This is a genomic window from Demequina sediminicola (assembly GCF_000975055.1).
GTDB lineage: Bacteria > Actinomycetota > Actinomycetes > Actinomycetales > Demequinaceae > Demequina > Demequina sediminicola.
Genome location: NZ_BBRB01000005.1, coordinates 79,328 through 100,685, shown reverse-complemented (window position 1 = coordinate 100,685; position 21,358 = coordinate 79,328). Strand labels below are relative to the sequence as shown.

Sequence of the window (21,358 nt, the reverse complement as noted above, 5' to 3'; positions counted from 1 at the left end):
CGTCAGCGGCGAGTGGAGAGCGTGACCGTGAATTTGGCATTGCGCGCGATCTGCTGCGTGGGACCTACCAGTTGCTCCAGGCGAGAGCGATACTTCATCGGTGAATTCCACACACTCCACAGGTGGCCGCCAGGGCGCAATACTCGGGCCGCATCGGCAAACAGTTCGGGAGCGAGCACGTCGGTGACGGCAGCGCCGGAGTGAAATGGCGGATTGAGGGTGATCATTGATGCGCTCGCCGTGTCCCGTGTAGAGAGAGCATTGTCTTGGACTACCTCGACCCGATGGGTGACGTCATTGGCGTGCATGGTTGCGCGCGCTGATGCGACCGCCGCCGCAGACTGGTCACAGGCGTAGACATAGGAATTCGCATAGCGTGTGGCCATCCAAGCGCCGATGACTCCGGTTCCGCACGCCAGGTCGATGAAGGGATCGTCGGGCGTACCGCCAATCGGCGCGGGTGGCAGGTGCGCGAGCAACAGCCGAGTCCCGATATCGAGTTTGGCCCCTGCGAAGACACCTCCGAAAGCTCGGATCTCAAGCCCCTCGACGTGGGCTGCAGCCGGATGTGGCTCACACCCGTCGTGTGGCTCTCGCGCAACGAGCACCCTCGACTTTTGGCGTGCATGTGTGACATCCAGTCGACTGAAAAACTCTCCGAGGACACTGTTCATAGAGACCGTCATGTGCTTGAGACGGCCACCGGCGAAGACGACCACATTGGGGTCTGCGTGTGCCGCGATGAGACCAGCGATGTCCCGAAGTGCGTCAAGTGAGCGTGGTAGCCGAAGCAGCACTACCCGCGCGCCTCGCACAAGGTCGGCATCAAGTGCGTGCGTCGTGTAGCACTCTGAGTACCCCAGACGCTTCGCGTTCGAAGCGAGCGCATGCTCGCCGGTGAATGCATCCTGATGCGTGCGAAGAGAAGCGCCGCCACTGTGCGCTGAGCCGAGCGTGAGCGCGCCGTACGCGTCCCCAATCACCACTATGTCACCCGCATCGGCAGAGGCACGTAGTCCAGCCGACTCATCCAAGATGAGGCGGTCAGCTGCATCGACCGCGACGAGACCTGGCGCCTCGACGTCTGGCCAGCGACGAAGCTGACTGAGAATCGAGTTCATCACAGCACGCCACTCGCAATGCGGCGCAACTCATTCCCTCGCGCCTGGTGAAATCTAGTGACACAGGAGGCGCGCCTGTGGGGGTGAACACCTTGCATGAGGGAGAGCCTAGTGTCGTTTCCGACACCGTCGCGGTGGATTGGTCTGGCTCTCACACGCAGATTCTGGACTACATCCACTTGTTGCGCTTAAAGACCCAATAGAGGCCAAACGCGAGGGCCACCATCATCCCCAGAGCAAGGGGATACCCGAATCCCCAATGCAGCTCCGGCATCGAATCAAAGTTCATTCCGTAGATTGCGGCAATCAGCGTCGGGGCGAACAGGATTGCCGCCCATCCGGAGATCTTCTTCATGTCTTCGTTCTGACGTTGCCCGACCAGGGTGGCGTTGACCTGAAGGATCTGAGTGAGGCTTTCCCGCAGTTCCGACACCTCACTGTTGACATGCGCCAAGTGGTCGGAGAGGTCTCCCAAGTAGCTCTGCAATTCCGAGGCAATGGCGTACTTCGAAAACCCGGCCTTCAATGCGGATACGACTTGCGTGAGTGCGGACGTAGCCTGCTTGAGGTCGATCACCTCCTGGTTGAGCCGGTAGATGCGCTCCGCGGCCGTGGTGTCTCCACTAAAGACCTGGCGTTCAATCTGGTCCTTGTCCGTTGCTAGCCCAGCGAGTACGGGACCGTAGCCGTCGACGATGGCGTCGAGGAGTCGGTACGCGACGGCCTCGGCTCCCATGGCAAGGAGTTCCGGCTCGCTCAACAATCCAAGCTCGTGGGCAATGACGGCATCTGCGTTGTTGTGCTCGAGCGATGCCACATCGCCGCCGTCGATCCAGGTGCCGTCTTGGCAGATCACAGCGATGGCGTCTTCGCGCAAGAGGAGGTGAAACTCAGCGAACTCCACACTTTCTGAAGCGTCGATGTACCAGGCGGAACGTGCGACAACGAACAGGACATCTCCATAGCGTTCGACCTTGGGTCGCTGGTTGCCTTGGAGTAGGTCCTCGGCCAGCACCGGGTGCAGATCCCATACTTCAGCAAGGCGCGCTATCTCGCCGGCGTCCGGAACGCCGTACAACAGCATGCTGAGATGGTCCGGGCGCTCTTGGGAGAAGTGAAGTGCGTCGGCGACGGTGGTGCCACGCGGGGGCCGTTCAGGCTCTCCATCGCGTACGTAGCGAATCAGCGGTACTTCACCGCTCTGCGGCTGCACGGGCGACGGTCGCGCACCTGGATGCCTGCGGTTGAGCAACGAGCGAAGAGCCTTCTGACGGTCAAACGCCACCGTGTGTCCTTTCAGCGGGAGCGGAGCATTCAGCCAGCGTATGCCACGAGTACGGTTGCGCGATCAATCCAGGAAGATGTCCGGGAAGAGTGCGTCATCGGGGGTCCCTGGGACGGCCGCGTAGCTGGAGAAGTCATGCACGCCGGCCGCCTTGAGCACCTCCTCCACGATGAGGCTCTCGCCACTGAGGGCCTTTGCATCTGACGTCAGCACTTCATGCGCTGCGTCGGCGTAGATCTCCGGAGTACGGCTTCGCTTCATGATGTGATCCCCACCCAAAATGTTCTGCACAGCCGCCGTGGCAATGGTGGTGCGAGGCCACAAAGTGTTCGCTGCGATACCCGCGGCGCGACATTCCTCAGCCATGCCCAGAGTGGCCATCGTCATACCGAACTTCGCCATCGAATACCCAGTATGCGCACCAAGCCAGTGCGCGCTCGTGTTCAGTGGGGGAGACAGCGACAGGATGTGCGGGTTCGTCGCATGCTTGAGCTCCGGAACGCACGCACGCGAGAGCATGAAAGTGCCACGCACATTGACGTCCTGCATGAGGTCGTACTTCTTCGCGTCGAGGGCCGACGTAGGGGAGAGATCAATGACACTGGCATTGTTGATCACAATGTCGATGCCCCCGAAGGCGTCGGCAGTGTGAGCGACAGCCCGCGCGATGTCGGCATCGTTGCGCACGTCTCCCACAATGGCCAGTGCCTGACCGCCTGCGGCAACAACCGCATCGGCCGCTGTGTGGATAGTTCCTTCAAGCTTGGGGTGCGGGGTATCGGTCTTGGCGAGCATGGCGACATTGGCGCCATCCTTAGCCGCACGTACTGCAATCGCGAGTCCTATGCCGCGACTCCCTCCAGACATGAGAATGGTCTTTCCCGCGAGGGATCCCGTGCTCATGGGCTACTCCTCACCGTCTCGACTGTCGCGCATCCGCGAGAACGCGGCGATGCGGGTCTGTGCTTCGGACGAAGCGTAGGCCTGACCAATAGTGTGAGCCTCGTCGGCAAGATTCTCGCTAAACGTTCTCTCGGCCGATGTGCGTATCAAGCGCTTAGCCTGCCCTAGGGCATCGCTTGCCGCCTGTGACCACATGGAAGCGATTTGAGCGGCACGAGCGAGCGGCTCGTCCTTCACTTCAGTGATCAGCCCCCACTGCATGGCCGTATCCGCGTCGACTTCAGCACCACCGACCAAGATCTGCAGTGCACGTCGTTCTCCCACCGAGCGGGTGAGCAGTGTACTCACGCCGAGGTCTGGCGTGAGCCCAATATCCGCGTACTTACCTGCCACCCTCAGGTTCGGTGCAGCCACGATGTAATCCGCTGCAAGCATGAGGCCGATACCTCCGCCTGCGACGGCACCTTGCACTGCAGCAACAACCGGGACGGGTGCATGAACCAGCGCAAGGATGCCCTCATGAATGACGTGCGCCGCAGCGGTGACCTGCTCACCTGCGACACCTGCCGCAGCCATTGCCAGGACGTCACCGCCTGCACAAAAGGCTGGACCTTGGGCAGAAATGATGATGGCCGAAACGTCCGGCGAAGCCGCCACGCGCTTGCAAGCTTCGCGGTATTCCTCACCAGTGGTGAAGTCGAACGCGTTGAGCCGTTCGGGGCGCGCGAAGGTGATGTGGGCAATCGAGTCGGCCGTGTCGACGAGGATGTGGGCGGGCATCAAAACTCCAAACGAGTCGTCATTGATTCGTGGGACCATCCTGTCACGCAACAGCACTCAAGCCCGGCCACCTGACTGTGTCAGTTGGCCGGGCTTGAGTGACCGATGCTGCTTGAGGGAGCGACTAGCGCTCGCCCTTACGGTGGCGGGGCTTGCGTTCATGGCGCTCATTGCCAGTGAAGTTCTGCTCCTTCTTGAACTTTGGCGGGCCGCCGCGACCATCACGACTATCGCGACTCTCACGGGAGCCACCACGATTGTCGCGACTGTCGCGCGAGTCACCTCCACGGTGACGAGGAGGGCCGCTCTTGCGGTATCCGCCCGGTCCGCGGTCGAGTTCGATGTCGATGAGAACGCCGGAGATCCGGGTGCGTGACAGGTTGCGCAGTACCTCGGCAGGCAGATCCTTCGGGAGTTCGACAAGCGAGAAGTCCGGCTTGATGGAAATGCGACCAAAGTCGCCGCGGTCAAGTCCGCCCTCATTCGCGAGCGCACCCACGATTTGGCGAGGTTCGACCTTGTGACGGCGACCGACGGCAATCTTGTACGACACGCGATCCCCGGACGCACCCTCACGGCGCGGGCCACGGTCGGGACGGTCGCCGCGTTCCTTGCGGTCGGGGCGTTCGGAGAAGCCTGCGGACTTCACACGCTCGTTCGGATCGAGCAGCAGGGGAGTATCACCCTGGGCCACGATGGCGAGAGCGGCTGCCACGTCGACCTCGGGGACGTCATGGTGTTCGACGTAGTGGTTGATGATGTCGCGGAACTTGTCCATGCGCGCCTGATTCTCCAACGCAGCGGAAATCGAAGCATCGAAGCGGGAGAGCCTGGTGGCGTTGACGTCGTCAGCGCTGGGGAGCGACATCGGCGTCAGCGGCTGCTTGGTGGCACGTTCGATGGACTTCAAGCGTCCGCGTTCACGTGGGGTCACGAAGCTGATGGCATCGCCGGTACGTCCGGCACGCCCTGTGCGTCCGACGCGGTGGACATACGACTCATTGTCGATGGGGAGGTCATAGTTGATGACGTGGCTGATGCGCTCGACGTCGAGTCCACGCGCCGCAACGTCAGTGGCCACAACGATGTCCAACTTGCCGTCGCGCAGTTGAGCGATGATCTTCTCGCGCTGCGGCTGTGCCACGTCACCACTAATGGCCGCTGCCGCGTAACCACGTGCGCGCAGCTTCTCTGCAACGGTCTCGGTCTCGTTCTTCGTGCGGGTAAAGACAATCATCGCCTCGAAGTTCTCGACCTCAAGGATGCGGGTCAGGGCGTCGAGTTTCTGCTGATACGCGGACACCAAATATCGCTGCGTAATTGTTGAGGAGGTTGCTGTCGAGCGCTTGACGGTGATTTCTTGGGGGTCATTCAGATACTTCTGCGACAAGCGGCGAATCTGTGCAGGCATGGTGGCGGAGAACAGCGCTACCTGTTTGTCGTCAGGCGTGGACGCGAGGATCGTCTCGACGTCTTCAGCGAAACCCATCTTGAGCATTTCATCTGCCTCGTCGAGCACGAGGTAGTCGAGTTCCGACAAGTCAAGCGTGCCCTTGTCGAGGTGGTCCATAATGCGACCGGGCGTACCGACGATGATGTCCACCCCACGGCGCAGTGCGGACAGCTGCACTCCATAGCCTTGTCCGCCGTAGACGGGCAGGATGTGTACGCCGGTCCGGTGTCCGGCGTACTGTTCAAATGCTTCACACACCTGGAGGGCGAGTTCGCGTGTTGGGGCCAGGACAAGGGCGCGGGGCTTCTTACGTCCGGGGGTCAGGCGGTCCAGGATGGGGAGCGCAAAAGCTGCAGTCTTTCCCGTGCCCGTTTGCGCCATGCCGATGACGTCGTTGCCCTGAAGTAGCAGGGGAATGGTGGCCGCTTGAATGGCCGAAGGCGTCTCGTACCCCATGGCACGCACCGCCTTGAGAATGGTCTCCGAGAGACCCAATTCGGCGAAAGTCGTTGTTGCTTCCGCTTCGGCGGTGGTCGATTCTGGTGTACTCACGTGTTCTATAGTCCCCTGTTTGGAGTGATCTGACATACCGGCGCGCAGAGCAGGGCTCAGTCAGACCCTCGTGTGGGGTCGAACGAGAGCCTTAGGACGCGTCGGTCTTGGTGGTATCCCCGAACAAGTTCTTGACGGGGTCGGCCAGCGTTGGCTTTTCTGGGGCGGAGAAGTCGCCCACGGATGGAGCCACATACTCGAGATGCCACCACTCAGGCTTCGAACCGCCGGACCGAGCCCAGTTGGGGTGAACCCAGCCGTACTCGGCGCCGTTGGCTGCAAGCCACGTGGCTGCATCGTATTCAAGATCTACAGCCATGCCCCAACCGTGGTTGGAGGTTCCGGGAATGGCTGCCATGTAGCCTTTGGCGGCACGGGTTGCGACCTGCGACCCGTAAGAACGGTACGAGTCCGTCATGCCTAGATGGTGGCCGGTCTGCTCATAGTACGCGTCGTCGGCACGTTCGAGTGATTCAGCCGCGTTGCACTGCAAGTAGTGGCCGCTCGCGAAATCCACCTCGCAGAGTTCGCTGGCAGCGACGTTGCCGTTGGTTCCGCTGACCCCTGTGGGGGTTCCGCTCCAACCGTTGCTGTGATAGTTCACTGCGGCGACGTTGGCATTGGTCCATTTGGTCCAGGCTTCGTCGTACGCCGCGTCGTATGCGGCGGCAGCTTCATCGTTGGCGTCGCTCCGTGATGCGTTCTCTGTGCTCACCCATGCAGTGTGGGATTCCTCGACGGCCGCCATTGCGTCGTCAAAGGCCGTCTTGTGTTGGGTCAGGTTTGTGACGTACTCGGTCACTGCGCTCGAGTCTTCACTGTCGTAGTCTGCTTCGAGCGCATCCTGGAGAGTGGCACGGCGTTCTTCGGCGTTCACGAGAACCTCGGTGTTGTCGACCTTCTCTTCCAACGCGGGGGCGAGTTCGGTGAGCAATGAGATCTGCTCGGCGGAGTCGGATGCGATGGCCTCGATCTGCGCCAGGTTTGCATCGTGCTGCGCGACCTCCACGAGCGCAGCGAGAGTCGACGTGGTCGCGTCGACCTGTACTGCGGCAGTTTCGAGGTCAGCCACTGCGGCTTCAATTGCAGCCTTCGCCTCCCGAGCTTCCTCGGGATCGTCGAGCTTTCCTTCGAGTGCGTTGGCAATTGCCTCATCGGCTTCAGTCGGAGTCTGTGGCTCGGGCTCGACCGACGTCGATAGGTCATCCGCCACGATGCGTGCGCCCTCGGGGTAGGTGATGGGAGCCGTCACATCGCTCACCTTTGGTTCGTTCAGCGACTGCTCATCCTCGGGGAGTACCGGTGCCTGTGAAGCTACCGCCTCCGCCTCGACTGCGACGGCATCAAGTTCTGCAGCGACCACGACAACGTCGTCCTCGTGGCTGACATCACTAGCCTGGACGGACACTTGCCGTGCGCTCGCGAGGGTTTGGTTCAGTTCTGCTTGACGCTCTTCGAGTTCAACGGCCGCGGCGCGGGCCTGGCTCACAGCGATGTGCTTGTCGAGGTTGAATGCGGTCTCGGCGCCGATGAGGCCCGCACCAAAACTGGCGATGCCAAACACTGCGAAGAGGACTTGCTTACGGCCAAAGTGATAAAAGTTCATGTGTGAGGAGGGGTGGGGTGCGGATGGGCAAACCACGCCTAGGTGCCGGCGTGATCGCGAAGGCGCTTCACGCCTGACGTTGTGCAGGCAACGGTGCCGCAAGTACAAGAGCCACTGTATGTCACATTTATGTAACAAACACGCTCCTGTGATGAACTCCACTCTGAGAGGCGCTATATTCCGCATCCGTCAAGTGACGGGTGCCTTGCCGCGTGGAGATATCCCGGTGACAACGCGTGACCGTGAAAGAATGTTGCAATGCCAGCGCCGCACAGTCCGCACTCGACACGTGCCCCACGACTCAGTGGCCACCGGGATCCGGGCGATGCCTGGGTTTACGCTGACGACGGCACCAAGTATTGGGGGCGTTTTGGGGCCGCTGGACTGGTGGCAGTGGATCCAGGCAAGGGCATGCTCTTGCAACACCGGGCGCAGTGGAGTCACCATGGCGGTACGTGGGGCATCCCAGGCGGTGCGCTCCATGCCAATGAGGCCCCCATCGACGGGGCCATCCGTGAGGCAGGCGAAGAGGCCGGCGTGCCTGCCGAGGTCCTCCGCCCCCGCCTGACGTGGGTGGCAGATTATGGTGTCTGGCAGTACACGACAGTGGTGGCCGATGTCACTGAGCCGTTTACGGCGGAGAAGACCGATGCGGAAAGCATCGACCTTGAGTGGGTGCCCATCGCGCAGCTCCGAGATATAGCCCAGGGTCGTGGAGATCGCGTTCTTCATCCTGCCTTCGCTACGGCTCTCCCGTCGCTCCTTGAGGTGATTGACACCCGGCCACATCTGATTATCGACGCCGCAAACGTCGTGGGCTCTGTGCCTGACGGTTGGTGGAAGGACCGTGCCGCCGCCACCGAACGGGTGATTCAATCTCTCACTCAATGGACACGCAACGGCGTTAACTCCGCTGACCTTGGACTTCAGGGCACTCAGTGGTTTCCTCGCGTGACCGTCGTCACCGAAGGTAGTGCTCGTGGACAGGTCGGCACGGATCAGGTCAACGTCGAGGAAGCGGCCGGCCACGGGGACGATGCCATCGTTGCCGCGGCACAAAGAGTTGCGTCTACCAGCGATCAGGCCTGGGTTGTCACCTCAGACCGCGAGCTGCAAAACAGAGTGACTGAGTGTGGCGCTCAGACGCGTACTGCTGGATGGCTCCGTCATCTGATGTCGTAGGGCATTGCTCGCGGAACCATGATCCGCGCGCTTGGCATTAGCGGTGGGCGAGTACTCGCGTGAGGAACTCCGCGACATCTTGGAGTTCGCTCTCGTTGACTGCGTGGCCCAAGTTCGGGTAATTGCGGATGGTCGCCCGGGTCGAAGTATTGAGCCACGCATCAGTGCGGTGGACCGCTTCCAGCCAAATCACTGAATCGCGATCCCCACGTCCCCAGAACACTTCTGGCTGGTGTTGTGCGAGGGTCTCATCGGGCATCGATCCATCCTCAGTCACAAACCCCGCGAGCATCACCGTCGCCGCAATGCGCTCAGGCCGAGTGCGCAATAGTTGGGTAGCCATCAACCCACCCTGCGAAAAACCCAGCGGCACCAACGGCCGCTCCGGGACCTCAGCGTCGAGCCACTCCCACAATTGGCTGGTCGCCATGTCGACTGGACCCTGGGCCGGCTCATCAGGAAGGGAGAGCGGGAACCACGCTGCACCACCTCCGGGCATTGGCAAGGGTGCGCGGAACGAGATCCATGGGAGGTGTCGGGGGAGCCACGCCGTAATGCCCGGTAGGTCCTGCTCATGCGAGCCATAGCCATGAAGGAGGACAAGGACAGGAGTTGACGACGGTGCGTCAGCGAAATGCGGCGAGCGGACACTGAGAGGATCGGCCATGGCCACAGTATGCCTTCCGTGCTTGACTGAAGCACACGCCGCATTTGAGCGGTCCACTACACACTCGGAGGAAAGATGACTGTCACGAGCAAGGCCACCACATTGTGGCGCGGGGGGCTGGCCGATGGAACGGGCACTACGGCACTCGGATCGAATGTCGCGACGCTTGGAGTCAACTGGAAGGCCCGCTCGGAAGGCGGGACGGACACGACCACGCCCGAAGAACTCCTTGCTGCAGCCCACGCATCGTGCTTCGCGATGGCGTTGAGTCACGAGCTCGGCGGCAATGACACACCACCCAATGAGGTCGACGTGTCGGTCGAGATTGACTTCGTCGCTGGAACTGGAGTGACCGGGAGCCGCATCACCGTAGAGGCCGAGGTCCCGGGGATCACCGAGGACGACTTCTCGCGGATCGCTCAGGCCGCGAAGGATGGCTGCCCAATCTCTCAGGCCCTCAGCGGCATTGACATCACCCTCGAATCAGCCACCTTGCGTTCATAACCCGAGGAACTGCGCACTACCTCTTGGGTTCCCTGGCGCACCCGGCTAGGGAACCCAAGAGTTCGCACATCTGGCTAGATACCCCAATGGGTGAACGCACCACCGACAGCCGTGGCCGCAACTGGCATATCGCGAAGCGTCTCCACGTCGCACGTCAAGGGGTCCTCCTCGACAATGACAAGGTCGGCGACGCCGCCAGCGGCGAGAGACCGCCCGTCGACACTCGCCTGGATCGCCTCGGCACGTGTCAGAGCCTGACTCTGGTTCCACGGCTCGCGATCGTCCGCACTGCGATGAACCGCAGCCGCGATCGCTCGCCAAGGGTCGAGTGGGGCGACAGGAGCGTCCGACCCCAACACAATCTCTGCTCCCGCATCGCGGAGCCCTGCGAAGGGAAAGCACCGATCGGCACGATCAGACCAGTGCTTGGCCGTGGCATCCCGATCGTCCCAAAGGTGCTCTGGCTGCACGGATGCAGTGACTGATAGCTCCGCGAAGCGTGCCAGGTCTCGCTCGTCCACGAGCTGCGCATGCTCGATGCTTCCCACAGCACCGGTGGCGGCGAACGCATCGAGGGCGTAGCCCACAGCGGCGTCACCAATCGCGTGAACAGCGACCTCGAATCCATGTGCGTGTGCGCGCGTGAGAAGGGCAAGTGTGTCTTCGGGCGCGACGGTCAGGTCGCCGCGCTGATCAGTGCCGGGATACGGCTGATGGCAGTATGCCGTGCGCGTGTTGAGCGAGCCGTCAGTGATGATCTTGAGGGGACCGATGGTCAAGAGCCCCTCTGTGCCCTCAATGACGTCGCCAGTGTGGAGTCCAGCCGCGATACGGGTATCGAACTCACCGGCGTAGAATCCCGATCGCACACGGAAGGCATGGAGCCCATGTGAAATCCGGTGAGCCCAACCATCGAGGTTCTGCGCCATTTCAAGGTCCACCAGACCTACGATTCCCCGCGATGCGGCCGCAGCGGCGGCTGATGAAAACGCCACGTCTTCATCTCCTGGCGCTTCGCGATCGAGGCGCATTTGCAATGCGAACGCCTCGTCCTCGCGTATCACTCCGGCTGTCGACAAACGGAATTGGCGCTGCGCGGCGGTATTGACCCAGCAGGCATGCATGTCGCCAGAAAGTAAGATCACAGCGCGGGTAGGGGAGAAGGTATCGAGAACTGAAGCGGTGGGGTGGTCCTCCCACAATGCGTCGCGATATCCATACCCAATGAGCGGCTCGTCATGGTCGTACTCGGACATGAGACGCGCCTGCACAATTTGTGCGGCGCCCATGGCGCTCGTGGCGCTCGAGACGTCGAGGCGCCTGCGAACAATGGCCCACTGGGTGAAATGCACGTGCTTGTCCCATAGCCCTGGGAGAACCCACCGGCCATCGAGGTCGATGTCGAACTCCGGGGTCCTCTCGAGGCCTTGAACGATCCGACCTTCATCGAGGTAGATCGTCGTGGGCGTTTCTGACCCAAGTCTCCGTGCGCCTCGCAGTGCATAGCTCGTCATGGGGTTAGGCACCTCTCGATTGGTGGCGTCGTGAGAAGCCAGGGTATCCAGCGTGCAGTCGGTATTCTTTCGCCATGCCGAACATCGGGGGAACCTTGTCGCGAGGGACGGAGTTTGTCCGGGGTGCAGGGTACTTTCTGGCTGGCGCGCGCTGTTGGCGTAGCCATGCGCGTGTCATGGCGTGGGCGATAGTCCCCGCGCTCCTTGCTGGCGTCGTGATCGGCACAGGGATTCTCGTTGCGGTTGCATCGTCACCTCGGGTCGGCAGTTGGGCGGCCTCTGGCCTCGACCAGGGGAGCGTATGGCACACCTTGGTGACGTGGATTGCCGGAATCGCGTTCGTGGTCGCGACCGGAATCGTCTCCGTCATGCTCTTCGTCAGCTTGACGCTCATCATTGGGCAACCGTTCTACGAGAAGATCAGTCGCGTCCTAGATCCGCTACCCGCCGATGCAGTTGCTGAGGAAGAGGCGTGGTGGAGGACGACGGGACGCGGAATTGTTGACGCGATTCGCCTGCTCGCTTGGTCGCTCTTCATCGCCGTGGTCGCCTTCGCTGTGAGTTTCGTTCCAGTGGTGGGCGTGGTCTCTGCGTTCGTGCTCTCTGCGCTCACGGGTGGCTGGCTGCTCGCCCTCGAACTGAGTGCATATCCGAGCGCACGTCGAGGCGTCGTCACATTGCGCCACCGGCGTGAACTTCTCAAGCAGCACCGATGGCGCGCAGTGGGGTTTGGGGCGGTGACCTATGTGACCCTCCTGGTGCCTGGCGCAGCAATCGTCGTGATCCCCACCGCGTCAGCCGGCGCAACTAAACTAGTGAGCGACCTGACTCAACCGACTTCGCGGATTCCCGCAACGCGGTGAGAAGCACACCGATACCGGCCTCACCTGTGGACGATTCCCGCATCGCCGCGAAGACCGTGCGCTGCGCACGCTCGCCCGCATTGGTTCCATTGTGTGACGGGTCAACCATGCGCACGCGAGGGCCAGACGCATGGATAAGCAACGATGTCATGAGCGCGACCGCGTGCCCAGACTCCACCAAGGCCAAGTGCGCTTGGAGATCCGAAGTCTCGTATCGAACATCAGGTTCGAATCCGGCAGTGCGGCAGGCTTGTTCGGCGTAGTGGCGCGAGGCCGTGCCCGCTGGCTCCATCACCCACGCGAAGTCCGCGCAGTCAGCCACTGAAGTCGCGTGTGCAGCGATACCGGTATGTGATGTGCACAGGTGGATCGTGTCCTTACCCAAATCCTCTCGCACGAGCCCCCGATAGAGCGGTGCCCTGTGATGCGGGTACTCCTCTGCCACAACAACGTCATAGTCGCGCGCCCAGGTGTCCTTGAGCGCCTGCTCCGGCTCGACCTGGGTGACATGGACGCGTAGCTCGGGTGCCCGCTGGTCGAGAATGTCGAGTGCGCCCGGCAGAAGTGCCAACGCCGCGGACTGAAAGACAGCAAGATTGACAGAGCCTTGAACCTGAGGTGCTCGCTGTGAAACCGCCACATGAGCGCGCTCCACAGCATCAAGCACCTCGACAGCGGAGGCTGCCAACGCAGTGCCAGCCGGCGTCAAGACAAGGCCCCTACCCACGTGCCTCGTCAGTGGGGTGCCAGCTTGCTTCGTCAAGGCCGCGAGTTGTTGCGATACCGCGGATGGCGTGTACCCGAGTACCTGTGCAGCCCGCACCACTGTCCCTCGCTCGGCAAACTCCACGAGTGTCCTCAGCAGGTGTGTATCAAACATGGTTCCATCATTAACCAGTTCTTAACGAATTGCGACAGTAAACCGCGCTAGTGCTTTAGTGGTTGCCATGGTCAAACTGTGGCTATGAGCACTGATGCCCAAGCGCCTGCGCGCACCATGTCCCCCCAGAAAGCCGTCAGTGAGGCCGATGCTGCTGTTGCGCTTGCACGTGAGTGGCACGAATCAACCAGCAGCACAGCGGGGAGCATCGGCAGTCGCTTGATGAACTCGATGCTCGCTAAACCCGGGGGCCTCTCGTTTCTCACGTCGCTCATGGACGGCATGTTCAGGCCCGAGGATCCTGTCGTCGCAGCGCACGGACTCCGACAGGCCGCTCGCGCAGTTCCAGAGGGCACTCCAGCTCCGCTGGTGTGGAGCCTTAAGCTCGGCGGTGTCGCCGCAAAGATCGCACCGCGACTTGCAGCGCGAGTTGGCCGACGCATCGTCCGGACACTTGTGAGCCACCTTGTCGTCGACGCCCGCCCGCGACCTCTTGCTAAGCATGTGCGCAAGTTGCGCAAGCATGGTGCCCAGGTGAACCTCAACCTCCTCGGCGAGGCCGTGTTGGGCACGGCGGAAGCGGGCCGCCGTGTCGAGCGCACAGCGGATTTAATCAAGCATCCCGATGTCGACTACGTCTCGATCAAGGTTTCGGCTGCGGTTGGCCCTCATTCACCCTGGGCAGTCGAGGAGACCGTTCCCGAAGTGATCGACGCTCTGATGCCTCTCTACACATTGGCGAGGGACCACGGTGGCGTCTTCATTAACCTGGACATGGAGGAGTACCGCGACCTCGAGATCACACTCGAAGTGTTTACCCGGCTCATGTCGAAACCGGAATTGAGAGACTTGAGCGCTGGGATCGTGTTGCAGGCCTACTTGCCCGAGTCCCTGGACGTTCTCAAACAACTGCAAACGTTCGCAGAGCAACGTGTGCGCGACGGGGGAGCGCCTCTGAAGGTTCGCCTGGTCAAGGGTGCCAACCTTTCTATGGAACGCGTGCAAGCGGAAATGCGGGATTGGGATACTGCGCCTTGGGAGAGCAAGCTACTCACAGACGCCCACTACAAGCGAGTCCTGGATCAGGCCCTTGACCCGCGCTGGACGAAAGGTCTGCGCGTGGGAATCGCGGGCCACAATCTGTTCGACATCGCGCTAGCCATGAATAGGGCATCAGAGCGTGCAGTGACGAACGCTGTCGACGTCGAGATGCTCCTTGGAATGGCTCCCTCTCAAATGTCAGCCGTGTCGAAGACGGCGGGAGATATTCGGCTCTACACGCCGGCGGTTGACCCCCACAACTTTGACGTTGCTCTTGCATATCTGGCACGTCGGCTTGAAGAGGTCGCGTCTGAGGGCAACTATGTCGCCGACGCTGCACGGTTCACTGAAGGTGACGAGGCCTTCCTTCGCCAGGAGCGCGCGTTCCGTCAAGCACTCGAGTTATCCAAGATCGCACCCACACGCGTCCACGGCCGGGAGGTCACAAGTCTTGTGTCGCCCGATGTTGGTGAGTTCACGAACGCACCTGACACCGACCCTGCCATTGCCTCGTCACGTAGCGCGATGCGAGATGTCGCAGGTCGTGCAGCCACAACTGACCTGAAGTGGGCAGAAAAGTGGCGGCAGGTGACTGAAGAAGCACACCTCGATGAGGTCATCTCCATCGCACACGAGGCCGGTCTCGCCTGGGGAACCGTTCCTGTCGCGGAACGGGCCGCACTCCTCATGGGCGTCGCAGACGCGATCGAGACCGGCCGGGAACAACTCATCGAAGTGATGTGTGCAGAAGCAGGCAAAGCCATCGACCAGGCAGACACAGAAGTCTCCGAAGCTGTCGACTTCGCTCGCTACTATGCACGGAGCGCACTAGAGCTCGACAACGTCGACGGCGCAACCCCCGCTCCGCGGCCCGTCACTCTCGTGACTCCTCCATGGAACTTCCCAGTAGCGATTCCAGCAGGTTCCACGTTAGCGGCATTGGCCGCAGGGAGTGCGGTCATCCTGAAGCCCGCATCTGAGGCCGCACGCTGCTCTGCGGTGCTGGCCGACATCCTGCACTCCGGTGGGGTGGCAGAGGAACTTGTCCAGTGCATCAAACTCGATTCCAGGCGATTTGGAGGTGCACTCCTCTCTGATGAACGCATCGACCAAGCGATATTGACAGGGGCCTACGAGACGGCAGAGGTATTCCTCAACCACCGTGCAGCGCTCGATGTTCGTGCCGAAACGTCCGGCAAGAACGTCATGATCGTGACTCCGCACGCAGACATGGACCTCGCGGTGGCAGACGTCACAGCCTCCGCATTCGGCCACGCAGGGCAGAAGTGCTCGGCGGCCTCGCTTGTCATCCTCGTCGGTTCCGTTGCTCAGTCGCCACGGTTCCGGACACAACTGGACGACGCAGTGCGGTCGCTTCGTGTGGGACCGGCCTGGGACCCGACTACCCAAATGGGCCCAATGATCAAGGCTCCGACCGGCAAACTCCTGCGTGCCTTGACGACCCTGGACGATGGCGAGGAATGGTGGATTCAGCCGGAACGGCACGATGACGCACTGTGGTCTCCAGGTGTGAAGTCCGGTGTGTCGCGCGGTGCATGGTTCCACCTCAACGAGTGCTTCGGTCCCGTTTTGGGAATCATGACGGCCGAGTCACTTGACGAAGCTATCGCTATGACGAATCAGATTGACTACGGGCTCACCGCTGGCCTGCACTCCCTCGACGAAGGCGAAGTTCGCACATGGCTCGAGTCAATCGAGGCAGGGAACCTCTATGTGAACCGCGGCATGACCGGTGCAATTGTCCAACGCCAACCCTTCGGCGGTTGGAAGCGGTCTGTCGTTGGCCCTACCGTCAAAGCAGGTGGAGTCCACTATGTGGCATCGCTCACTGACTGGGTTCGCGACGACCACGCCGATGTTGCCCAGTCGCCAACGGGCGACCAGGCAAGGAAGGCGCCAACTCATCCCGCAGTCTCTGAGTTGCTCTCACGCAATGAAGTACCGGATTGGGTTCATGCCGGAGTGCTGCGGGACCAGGATGCCTGGGAATCGCGGTACGGGGTTGGGCACGACCCGACCGGCCTCGCAAGTGAGTTCAATATTGCTAGGTATCGGCCCCTGCACACACCGATCCGTTGGGAAACAGACGACAGGAACGCCTTGACGCGCACCGTATCGGCGGCGCTACGTGCCACTGGCCACGCCACCGTATCCGTGCCCGAGTCCAAGACTCAGGAGGCCACCGAGATTCTGGGAAACTCCGCCACCGTTGTTGAGGAGGACTTCGACACGGCGATGCACAGCGCCACCTCGTCAGGCCGAGTCAGGCTACTTTCTGATCACCCCAGTGCATGGCTTGGTAATGCGGATGTAGCTGTGTATGCCCAGCAGCCCACAGGTGCACACATGGAGATGCTCCCGTTTCTCCGGGAACAGGCCGTCTCCATCTGCGCGCATCGCTACGGCACCCCGTTCGCACCGGCACACGCGATTCGCACGGACTTGCTAGCGGGGCAATCGACTGCGTAAGTCACAGCCTGCGGCCTCCCGCTACAGTGTGGTCACACAACTGCGAAAGGCTGAGTGAATGACCTCCTGGGCACACCGTCGTCTTGACGTCGTGGGATCGCTGTTCGCGGTGGGTTTCGTCATCTTGTCTGTCACCCCATCCTTGCTCCCACGGCCATCCTGGGGACAGGGACTGGTGACTGGGCTGGCATTCACCGTGGGATACGGCCTTGGAGTGCTGTTGTGGCGCACCATCCGATTGCTGGCGAACGGCCGCCTCAGTTGGGACGCAAGCGCACCCGCGTGGATCGTCACGCTCGGCACGGCGGTGGCTCTGTTGGCCGTTCTACCGCTCGGGATCGCATGGCAAAACTCGATCCGCACCGCGGTCGGTGTTCCAGAAGTCGATGGTCCGCACTTCATTGGTCTCGCGTTAGGTGCCGCATTAGGACTGTGGCTTGGGTTTGCCATCGGCAGGAGTATTCGGCGACTCCACAATCGGATACGTCCACTGGTGGTCAAAACCATGGAGCGGGTCTCTCGACGCGAGAAGGGCCCCCGCCGGATGGTCGTGAGCTTGACCGCTGGTGTCGCGAGCACCATCGGAACACTGGTCGTCGTGGCTGTTGCGATGACGGTCCTCACGCTGCTACTTGACTGGGCCTACGGTCAACGCAATGGCGTGTACGACCCCGAGTACGCGCAACCGACATCGAGCCTGCGCTCGGGGAGTCCCACCAGCCTGGTGAGTTGGGACAACATCGGACAAGCTGGTGTCAAGGTGGTCAGCTCCGGACCAACAACTGAAACCATCGAGGCCGTAACGGGCGTCGAGGCACGCGATCCCATTCGCGTGTATGTCGGTGTTGAATCCGCTCCGACCTTGGAAGAACGCGCCGCAATGGTTGTCGCGGAGTTGGAACGCACAGGTGCGGCAGACCGAGGGAACCTCCTTGTCGCAGGCACCACAGGAACAGGCTGGCTCGACCCTGCTGCCCTCGACAGCTATGAGTACCTCCACGCCGGCAACACAGCGATCGCGACGCTGCAGTACGGGACGACACCAAGCCCCGTATCCGCGATCCTCACGCCAGACCTCGCAACTGATGGAACATCGGCCCTGTTCGAGGCTGTACATGCGTGGTGGAGCGATCTTCCTGTTGACAGTCGCCCGCGTCTCACCGTGTACGGACTGAGCCTCGGTTCGTACGGAATGAATGGCGCTTTCGCGAGCCAAGACGATCTCCTGAGTAACACGGAGGGCGCTGTGCTCGCAGGGACGCCAAGCTTCACGGCTCTGTGGCAAGACTTCCAAGACTCCCGCGATCAGGGCTCGCCATACGCGCTCCCAGTGCTCAACGGTGGGGAGCATGTCCGGTGGACCGATGCGTGGGGCGTGCTCGAAACCCCGTCCGGGTCTTGGAATGACACCAAAGTTACTTACCTACAACACGGGAATGACCCCATTGTGTGGATTGGGCCGTCGGTGATCTGGTCCAAGCCCACATGGCTGGAAGAGGGCGAACGCTCTGACCAGATCAGTGAAGATATGGTCTGGATTTTTGGAGTCACCGCATTTCAGGGTGTGATCGACCTCATCCTCAGCCAAGACGTACCGGAAGACGCGGGACACAAGTACGGGAACCTCGCGTTGGATGCACTGCACGAGGTAAGCGGCGACGCAGATCTCAGTGATGAAGCGTTGGAGCGAATTCGTACGGTTATTGCTACGTACGACACGTACTCGCCAATCACGCAATAACAGCGTGCAATCGCCGTCGAGCAGGCATAACCTGAAGTAACGCGGCCACACGACCGCGCGGAACTGAGAGGAGCATTGCCATGTCAGAATCGCACTCCACTGAGACCCGTCACTATAAGTTCGAACAGATTCGCGCAAAGGAACGTGCGCGTGGCGCATCAGAAGATGAAGCGACGCGCATTGCATCTGAGACCGTCGACAAGGTGTTAGCCCAAGAGTCGAAGGACAAGTAGACTCCCTCAACGTGAGCGAATCCCCTGTATCTGGCACCGTTTCGGAGCCGTCGGGTGCAGTGTGGACATTGCCGAATGTCATTTCATTTGTTCGGCTCTTGCTCATCGGCGTCTTTGGAGGCCTGTTCTTTGCAGGGGAAGACCTCTGGGCAGTTTGTGTACTCGCCGCAGCAGGATTCAGCGACTTCCTCGATGGCTACCTTGCGCGGCGGTGGAATCAGGTCACCAAACTCGGGCGTCTGCTAGATCCAGGCGCCGATCGCCTCCTGACAATTGTGGTGGTGTTTGGCCTCGCAATCCGGGACATGATTCCATGGTGGCTGGTCTGGATTCTGATGCTGCGCGACGTGATGGTCGCAATAGCCTTGCTTTACGGCAAGGCACGACGAACGCCAAGCCCGCAGGTAACGTTCACAGGAAAGACAGCGACCTTCTGCCTGTACATTTTCTTGCCGATGGCGTACATCGGCTTCGAGCGATGGGACTGGGTTCACACCACCGCCATTGTGGGAGCGTGCGTCGCAGCTGTTCTCTACTGGATCAGTGGAATCGGATATGTTCAAGACATTCACCGACGCGCCTCCACAAGGGCGTACCGTGAAGGAGTCCCGACCTCTAGTATGGATACCAACACACACGACAGCAGGGAGGCGTCATGAGTTTCGACGAGAGTCCAGTAGAGCGGACGATGTCCTTGGATGCCCAGATCCCTGTTGATGAGACGGCGCCTCCGCGCATCTCTGCACAGGATGATGACGCGGTATCTGCACTCGACGAGTCCTGCGCACTGTTGATCGTGCATCACGGTCCCAATCAGGGTGCACGCTTCTTGCTCGACGTTGACATTACGACAGCGGGCCGCTCGGTGAAGGGCGATATTTTCCTTGACGACGTGACCGTCAGCCGCGAGCACGTTCAGTTCATTCGCGATGGTCACGACTTCTATGTCAAGGACGCCGGCTCGCTGAACGGGACCTACGTCAATCGCGAGCTCGTGAGCGAAGCGAAATTGGCAGAGGGCGACGAAGTGCAGATCGGCAAGTACCGAATGACCTTCCACCCGGGTTCGGCTTCCTGAGTTCATGGCCGCGCTGAGCGCCCTGCCCTCGCCGACTCCAGACGAAGGGTCTAAAACTGGGCACGTTACTCAGGGACGATGGCCTCATTCCTTGTCTCATGAGCCTTCGCTCAGGGTCAGCGATGTACTCGCTGCCGTGGGTCAAGAGTTCCCGGCGCTGACTCCGTCAAAGTTGAGGTTCCTGGACTCGAATGGGCTCGTGTCTCCGTCCCGCAGTTCTGGTGGATACCGGCAGTACTCGCCTGCGGACATTGAACGCCTGAGGTTCGTGTTACGTCAGCAAAGGGACTATTACCGTCCTCTCACCGTGATCTCGGGCTATCTAGACGACCTTGACTCTGGCCGTCGATACGAAGCGGTGACACCTCATGAAGTGGTCCAGCAAGATTCGTTTCTGACCCCGGAATCGCTCGCGGGAGCGGCCGACTGCGACGTCGAACTGGTACATCTCCTGACCGAGACGGGGCTGATTGCGCAAGCATCACCAGGCCTCTACGACGTCACCACTGTGGAGTTCGTCGTAGCAGCACGCGCATTTGTGTCGGCGGGCGGGGACGTTCGATCTCTCAAGTCCCTGGTGCGCGCGGCAGAACGGGAAGCAATCGCTGCACACGACTACGCGACACCCGCGCGTCAGCGTAGGGACGATGCGCGAGCGGATCACGACGAGAAAGCTCGTACTGACGCCGCAATTGCAGTGTTTAGCGTGACGATGAATCAGCACCTGGCACGTTAACGGATCTGCATCGGTTGGCGACCCTCCCGCGTGGTGCATTGACCCCACAGGAGCAGGGGCCTAGTTTTGAACAGTAGTCACTGACCAGGAGGGGTACATGGCGTCGACCGGAAGCCACGATATGCGTGCCGTACAGGATCAAGGAATCCTGTTCGATGACGGTCTCGCGCACCTTGATAAGGACGCCGGCTACCGCGGCCCGACTGCGTGCAAAGCCGCTGGTATCACCTATCGCCAGCTCGACTACTGGGCGCGCACGGGCCTCGTTGAGCCGACTGTACGCACGGCCACGGGCTCCGGTACCCAACGTCTCTACGGATTTCGCGACATCCTGGTCCTGCGAGTAGTGAAGCGTCTGCTGGATTCCGGAGTGTCGCTCCAGCAGATTCGTAGCGCAGTCGAGACGCTGCGGGAGCGCGGGGTTGAGGACCTGTCCCGGATCACCCTCATGTCCGATGGCGCCTCTGTGTACGAATGCACCTCAGACGATGAAGTGATCGACCTCGTGCAAGGCGGCCAAGGGGTGTTCGGTATTGCTCTTGGCAAGGTATGGCGCGAACTCGAGGGTTCCCTCTCTGAACTTCCGTCTGACGCTGGGGAGTCGCTTTCCACAGATACGGCAGCTCCTGACGATGAACTCGCGAAAAGGCGCGCTAAGCGTACGCAAGCGTCGTAAGGTTATGCCAGGCGGACCGGTCACCGACGGTGGCCGGTTTTCGTGCATCTCGC

General features: G+C 61.1%; 19 protein-coding genes. 10 read left to right on the top strand and 9 right to left on the bottom strand.

Features of this window, described 5'->3' with window-relative positions:
- Positions 1-2 precede the first annotated feature (2 nt).
- From AOP79_RS10080 to AOP79_RS10055, 6 genes are all read right to left on the bottom strand, one after another.
- Positions 3-1,121 (bottom strand): class I SAM-dependent methyltransferase, encoded by a 1,119-nt coding sequence (locus tag AOP79_RS10080; protein ID WP_062073197.1) that lies wholly within the window; start codon positions 1,119-1,121, stop codon positions 3-5.
- A 169-nt stretch (positions 1,122-1,290) separates the two neighbouring features.
- Positions 1,291-2,406 (bottom strand): magnesium and cobalt transport protein CorA, encoded by a 1,116-nt coding sequence (locus tag AOP79_RS10075; protein ID WP_062073195.1) that lies wholly within the window; start codon positions 2,404-2,406, stop codon positions 1,291-1,293.
- Between the two features lie 63 nt (positions 2,407-2,469).
- Positions 2,470-3,309: an SDR family oxidoreductase gene (locus tag AOP79_RS10070; protein ID WP_062073193.1), complete on the bottom strand. Its 840-nt coding sequence runs from the start codon at positions 3,307-3,309 to the stop codon at positions 2,470-2,472.
- 3 nt (positions 3,310-3,312) lie between these two features.
- On the bottom strand, positions 3,313-4,089 hold the full coding sequence (locus AOP79_RS10065) for an enoyl-CoA hydratase/isomerase family protein (protein ID WP_062073417.1): 777 nt from the start codon (positions 4,087-4,089) through the stop codon (positions 3,313-3,315).
- 124 nt (positions 4,090-4,213) lie between these two features.
- Positions 4,214-6,130 (bottom strand): DEAD/DEAH box helicase, encoded by a 1,917-nt coding sequence (locus tag AOP79_RS10060; protein WP_082093556.1) that lies wholly within the window; start codon positions 6,128-6,130, stop codon positions 4,214-4,216.
- Between the two features lie 55 nt (positions 6,131-6,185).
- Positions 6,186-7,700: a M15 family metallopeptidase gene (locus AOP79_RS10055; RefSeq protein WP_062073189.1), complete on the bottom strand. Its 1,515-nt coding sequence runs from the start codon at positions 7,698-7,700 to the stop codon at positions 6,186-6,188.
- 258 nt (positions 7,701-7,958) lie between these two features.
- Here AOP79_RS10055 and AOP79_RS10050 point away from each other — a divergent pair, with 258 nt between their 5' ends.
- Entirely contained in the window at positions 7,959-8,882 is a 924-nt protein-coding gene (locus AOP79_RS10050; protein WP_062073187.1) for an NUDIX domain-containing protein, read from the top strand.
- 37 nt (positions 8,883-8,919) lie between these two features.
- Here the strand turns inward: AOP79_RS10050 and AOP79_RS10045 are convergent, their stop codons facing one another.
- Positions 8,920-9,549, bottom strand: a complete 630-nt coding sequence (locus tag AOP79_RS10045) for an alpha/beta hydrolase (protein ID WP_062073185.1) — start codon at positions 9,547-9,549, stop codon at positions 8,920-8,922.
- 75 nt (positions 9,550-9,624) lie between these two features.
- Here AOP79_RS10045 and AOP79_RS10040 point away from each other — a divergent pair, with 75 nt between their 5' ends.
- Entirely contained in the window at positions 9,625-10,053 is a 429-nt protein-coding gene (locus AOP79_RS10040; protein WP_062073183.1) for an OsmC family peroxiredoxin, read from the top strand.
- 74 nt (positions 10,054-10,127) lie between these two features.
- Here AOP79_RS10040 and AOP79_RS10035 read toward each other — a convergent pair whose 3' ends face one another.
- On the bottom strand, positions 10,128-11,567 hold the full coding sequence (locus AOP79_RS10035) for an amidohydrolase (protein WP_062073181.1): 1,440 nt from the start codon (positions 11,565-11,567) through the stop codon (positions 10,128-10,130).
- A 74-nt stretch (positions 11,568-11,641) separates the two neighbouring features.
- Here AOP79_RS10035 and AOP79_RS10030 point away from each other — a divergent pair, with 74 nt between their 5' ends.
- Positions 11,642-12,430, top strand: a complete 789-nt coding sequence (locus AOP79_RS10030; protein ID WP_082093555.1) for an EI24 domain-containing protein — start codon at positions 11,642-11,644, stop codon at positions 12,428-12,430.
- Here the strand turns inward: AOP79_RS10030 and AOP79_RS10025 are convergent.
- Positions 12,375-13,310, bottom strand: a complete 936-nt coding sequence (locus AOP79_RS10025) for a LysR family transcriptional regulator (protein ID WP_062073177.1) — start codon at positions 13,308-13,310, stop codon at positions 12,375-12,377. The genes AOP79_RS10030 and AOP79_RS10025 overlap by 56 nt on opposite strands.
- A gap of 84 nt (positions 13,311-13,394) precedes the next feature.
- On the opposite strand from AOP79_RS10025, the gene AOP79_RS10020 reads away from it, so the two are divergent.
- From AOP79_RS10020 to AOP79_RS09995, 7 genes are all read left to right on the top strand, one after another.
- On the top strand, positions 13,395-16,841 hold the full coding sequence (locus AOP79_RS10020) for a proline dehydrogenase family protein (protein ID WP_152648095.1): 3,447 nt from the start codon (positions 13,395-13,397) through the stop codon (positions 16,839-16,841).
- A 58-nt stretch (positions 16,842-16,899) separates the two neighbouring features.
- Positions 16,900-18,582: an alpha/beta-hydrolase family protein gene (locus AOP79_RS10015; RefSeq protein WP_062073176.1), complete on the top strand. Its 1,683-nt coding sequence runs from the start codon at positions 16,900-16,902 to the stop codon at positions 18,580-18,582.
- A gap of 80 nt (positions 18,583-18,662) precedes the next feature.
- On the top strand, positions 18,663-18,815 hold the full coding sequence (locus tag AOP79_RS11835) for a hypothetical protein (RefSeq protein ID WP_161794257.1): 153 nt from the start codon (positions 18,663-18,665) through the stop codon (positions 18,813-18,815).
- An 11-nt stretch (positions 18,816-18,826) separates the two neighbouring features.
- Positions 18,827-19,474 carry a CDP-alcohol phosphatidyltransferase family protein gene (locus AOP79_RS10010; RefSeq protein ID WP_062073174.1) on the top strand — a complete coding sequence of 216 codons (648 nt, stop codon included), beginning with the start codon at positions 18,827-18,829 and terminating at the stop codon, positions 19,472-19,474.
- Positions 19,471-19,893, top strand: coding sequence for an FHA domain-containing protein (locus AOP79_RS10005; RefSeq protein ID WP_062073172.1), 423 nt, complete (start codon positions 19,471-19,473; stop codon positions 19,891-19,893). Before AOP79_RS10010 ends, AOP79_RS10005 begins: the two co-directional genes overlap by 4 nt.
- 91 nt (positions 19,894-19,984) lie before the next feature.
- Positions 19,985-20,629 carry a transcriptional regulator FtsR gene (gene ftsR, locus AOP79_RS11615; RefSeq protein ID WP_236683385.1) on the top strand — a complete coding sequence of 215 codons (645 nt, stop codon included), beginning with the start codon at positions 19,985-19,987 and terminating at the stop codon, positions 20,627-20,629.
- Positions 20,630-20,726: 97 nt separating this feature from the next.
- A complete protein-coding gene (locus AOP79_RS09995; RefSeq protein ID WP_062073168.1) occupies positions 20,727-21,305 on the top strand; it encodes a MerR family transcriptional regulator in 579 nt (192 codons plus the stop codon).
- Positions 21,306-21,358 lie beyond the last annotated feature (53 nt).

Bases quoted from the DNA above. Each gene is read 5' to 3' on its own strand.
- AOP79_RS10080 (WP_062073197.1), bottom strand. From the start codon at position 1,121: ATGAACTCGATTCTCAGTCAGCTTCGTCGCTGGCCAGACGTCGAGGCG.
- AOP79_RS10070 (WP_062073193.1), bottom strand. From the start codon at position 3,309: ATGAGCACGGGATCCCTCGCGGGAAAGACCATTCTCATGTCTGGAGGG.
- AOP79_RS10065 (WP_062073417.1), bottom strand. From the start codon at position 4,089: ATGCCCGCCCACATCCTCGTCGACACGGCCGACTCGATTGCCCACATC.
- AOP79_RS10060 (WP_082093556.1), bottom strand. From the start codon at position 6,130: ATGTCAGATCACTCCAAACAGGGGACTATAGAACACGTGAGTACACCA.
- AOP79_RS10055 (WP_062073189.1), bottom strand. From the start codon at position 7,700: ATGAACTTTTATCACTTTGGCCGTAAGCAAGTCCTCTTCGCAGTGTTT.
- AOP79_RS10050 (WP_062073187.1), top strand. From the start codon at position 7,959: ATGCCAGCGCCGCACAGTCCGCACTCGACACGTGCCCCACGACTCAGT.
- AOP79_RS10045 (WP_062073185.1), bottom strand. From the start codon at position 9,549: ATGGCCGATCCTCTCAGTGTCCGCTCGCCGCATTTCGCTGACGCACCG.
- AOP79_RS10040 (WP_062073183.1), top strand. From the start codon at position 9,625: ATGACTGTCACGAGCAAGGCCACCACATTGTGGCGCGGGGGGCTGGCC.
- AOP79_RS10035 (WP_062073181.1), bottom strand. From the start codon at position 11,567: ATGACGAGCTATGCACTGCGAGGCGCACGGAGACTTGGGTCAGAAACG.
- AOP79_RS10030 (WP_082093555.1), top strand. From the start codon at position 11,642: ATGCCGAACATCGGGGGAACCTTGTCGCGAGGGACGGAGTTTGTCCGG.
- AOP79_RS10025 (WP_062073177.1), bottom strand. From the start codon at position 13,310: ATGTTTGATACACACCTGCTGAGGACACTCGTGGAGTTTGCCGAGCGA.
- AOP79_RS10020 (WP_152648095.1), top strand. From the start codon at position 13,395: ATGAGCACTGATGCCCAAGCGCCTGCGCGCACCATGTCCCCCCAGAAA.
- AOP79_RS10015 (WP_062073176.1), top strand. From the start codon at position 16,900: ATGACCTCCTGGGCACACCGTCGTCTTGACGTCGTGGGATCGCTGTTC.
- AOP79_RS11835 (WP_161794257.1), top strand. From the start codon at position 18,663: ATGTCAGAATCGCACTCCACTGAGACCCGTCACTATAAGTTCGAACAG.
- AOP79_RS10005 (WP_062073172.1), top strand. From the start codon at position 19,471: ATGAGTTTCGACGAGAGTCCAGTAGAGCGGACGATGTCCTTGGATGCC.
- AOP79_RS09995 (WP_062073168.1), top strand. From the start codon at position 20,727: ATGGCGTCGACCGGAAGCCACGATATGCGTGCCGTACAGGATCAAGGA.